Genomic DNA, 2886 nt, shown 5'->3' on the forward strand with positions numbered 1-2886 from the left:
GTAAGGCTCCTGCGTCGCCTAACGGGCACGGCCTGCGGCCGCCTTTCGGTCGCGCTCTGCTGTCGATGCCCGTAAGGTTCCTGCGCCACCTCACGGGCACGGCCCTGCGGGCCGCCCGTCGGCTCGCTGACAGCGCGAGGGATTTCCCTTCCCCAGCGCGCTTTTGCCGGGGCAAACGTCAGGAACGCGAGGCGGCATAGTGCCCCGGCCCAAAACAAGCGGAAACACCACGTTTTTTTCGCGAAACGACTGGCCGCAGGTTTTGGAACACAACGCGTATCAAACGAAAAATGCTCCATACGCTCGGCTTCCTGCCTGCGGCCCATCGCTGCGCGGTACGGGCACGCCCGAAGGAGAGACTTCAAGAGCGGACATACGCTTGCGTATGTCCGCTCTTTTTTATCTTGCCGCGCTCTGCTTTTCCCTTGCCCGTGCCGGCAGGGAAGTGGAATTACTCTATGCCGCGAACACGTCCCAAAGCATCTTGGCTCCCACCACGATGAGCAACACGGCAAAGCAGCGCTTAAGGCGCGGCACATCCAGACTGTGGGAGATACGCACGCCCAGCGGCGCGGTGATCATGCTGCAGATGACCAGACTGAACAGCGCCGGGAGATAGATGTAGCCCAGCGAGCCCGCAGGCAGGCCTGCCGCGTCCCAGCCCGCCACGAGGTAGCCGAGGAAGCCCGACACGGCAATGGGGAAGCCGATGGCCGCCGAGGTGCCGATGGCCCGGTGGATCTCCACATTATGCCAGATGAGGAAGGGGACGGAGAGCGTGCCCCCGCCGATGCCCACCAGACTGGAGATGACGCCGATGATCCCGCCCGCGCAGCTCATGCCCGCCATGCCCGGCAGTTCGCGGCTGGCCTTGGGCTTTTTGCCCAGCAGCATCTGGCTGACCACATAGGCGAGGAAGCAGACGAAAAAGACCTGCAGGCCCTTCTTGGGCAGCAGGGCGGCCAGATGCGAACCGCAGAACGTGCCCAGCATGATGCCCGGCGCGATGCGGCCCACGGCGCGCCAGTCCACCGCGCCCCTGCGGCTGTGGGACAAGGCGCTGGAGACCGAGGTGAACATGATGCTGCCCAGGGAGGTCCCCAGGGCCAGCAGCATGATGTACTGTGACGGGAAATCCTGCCAGCCGAAGGCAAAAACCAGCATGGGCACGATGACGATACCGCCGCCCACGCCCAGCAATCCGGCAAGGATGCCCGCAAACGCTCCGAGACAACAATAAGTGATGATGGCGCTCAACATGTCTGCCTGCTCCTGTATGCGTCGTTGATGCGTCACGCGGTCATTCAAGGTCAGACACTGAGACGGTCCCGGCCGTGCGGCGCAACCCTTGATGTGTAACAAATTGTCGCGCCGGTCAACATGGAGAGCAGGGCGGTCTTGCCCCGGCTGGGCGGGCCCGTCCGCTGACGGGCCCGCGGGGAATAACGGAAAAAGGAGGGAGGAGGGCAGCGACACCTTTTTTCGCCGACGCATGCGAGCAGGTTACGGACGGGATCCCTGCTCTTGTCCGTGGCGCGGCAGGCTGGAACGCACGCACTGGCCACCGGCAGGGCAGGCGACGGCAATGACGTACACATCGCCCCCGACTTCCGAACACTCTTCAAAAGATGCCGTGGTGACCGTGATGGCGGTAAAGGTCCTGCCGCCGTCCGCTATGGTCACCTTGTGCACCTGCCGGAAGAGCGGGCGGCCGTGCCGCTCCGCGGGAAGCGGCTCGGAAGCCAGCAACTCGACCTCGACCTTGTCGTAGCCACCGGCCTTTTCGCTGAGTCCCAGCTCCTTCAGCCGTACCCCGGTCATGGCGGCCGGCCAGCGGTCATGGCCCGAGCAGTCCGGATATGGCTGCCCAGCGGCAAGGGCCCCGTGGCCGCACAGGCCCCAGACGAGTGCCGCACTGAAGAGACGACGTATGATCGCCAACATATCCACCTCACTTCAACGGGATTTGCCGCCCCTCCTTCCTGCCTGCGCACGGCAAGGCGGGAGTCTCGGTCATGTCAGGAAAAGCGGGGCCTGCGCACGGCGTGCAGGCGAAGCCGCCTCCCCCTGTCGGGAAAAGCCCGGCCCGCGTATTCGCCGGACGGGAAAAGGGCGGCGAAGGGCGCTTGAAAGACGCCTCCTGTGTCTGGACGGGCAAAAACATTTCTCCGGCAACATTTCAAGAAATTTATCTTGCGATGTCGCAAATGCGACATGCATTACGCGCAACATGAGCTATTCTTCACAAGAATCCGAAAACCAGAACGCGGCCAGGGCAAGCCCGCAGACCGCGGCTTTCGGGCAAAATGTCATGTACGGCCGCCTGTGCGGCAGCAACCTTATCAAAGGCAGGAGTTCCATGTCAGACATCATCATCCGCAATTTCATCAACGGCGAATGGCAGGACGAAGTCAACGGCAAGCGTGTGCCCCTGTACAATCCTTCCACCGGCGAAGAGATCGGTTCCGTGCCCATTTCGGGGCCGGAAACGGCGGAAAAAGCCATTGCCACGGCCCATGCCGCCTACAAGGGCTGGCGCAATCTGTCTATGGGCAAGCGTGTGGCCTATGTGCTCAAGATCCGTGAATGCATGATCCGCGACGCTGAAAAGCTGGCGCACGGCATCGCTCTTGACCAGGCCAAACACATTTCCGAAGCGCGCGGCGAAGTGCAGCGCGTCATCGAGATCATCGAGTCCGCCGCGTCCGCGCCGTCCATGATCCAGGGCGACATCCTGGACTATGTGTCCACCAACATCTCCGCCAAGGTCGTGCGGCAGCCGCTGGGCGTCTTCGGCGGCGTGGCGCCCTTCAACTTCCCGGCGCTGGTTTTCGGCTGGTTCATCCCCTACGCCATCGTGGCGGGCAATACCTTCATCTTCAAGCC

3 protein-coding genes are annotated in these 2886 nt (G+C 63.0%); 1 reads left to right on the forward strand and 2 read right to left on the reverse strand.

The window, feature by feature from the left end; all coding sequences use genetic code 11:
- Positions 1-456 precede the first annotated feature (456 nt).
- Positions 457-1260: a sulfite exporter TauE/SafE family protein gene (locus tag Q0K12_RS12390; protein ID WP_297263281.1), complete on the reverse strand. Its 804-nt coding sequence runs from the start codon at positions 1258-1260 to the stop codon at positions 457-459.
- A gap of 243 nt (positions 1261-1503) precedes the next feature.
- Entirely contained in the window at positions 1504-1944 is a 441-nt protein-coding gene (locus Q0K12_RS12395) for a hypothetical protein (protein ID WP_297263282.1), read from the reverse strand.
- 415 nt (positions 1945-2359) lie between these two features.
- On the opposite strand from Q0K12_RS12395, the gene Q0K12_RS12400 reads away from it, so the two are divergent.
- On the forward strand, positions 2360-2886 hold a 527-nt coding region (locus Q0K12_RS12400), incomplete at its 3' end, for an aldehyde dehydrogenase family protein (RefSeq protein ID WP_297263283.1).

Origin of the sequence: uncultured Desulfovibrio sp. (assembly GCF_944324525.1) — a bacterium.
In the GTDB taxonomy this organism is placed as follows: Bacteria; Desulfobacterota; Desulfovibrionia; order Desulfovibrionales; family Desulfovibrionaceae; genus Desulfovibrio.

Excerpts from the sequence above, each read along its gene's own strand:
- Q0K12_RS12390 (WP_297263281.1), bottom strand. The coding sequence starts at position 1,260 with ATGTTGAGCGCCATCATCACTTATTGTTGTCTCGGAGCGTTTGCGGGC.
- Q0K12_RS12395 (WP_297263282.1), bottom strand. The coding sequence starts at position 1,944 with ATGTTGGCGATCATACGTCGTCTCTTCAGTGCGGCACTCGTCTGGGGC.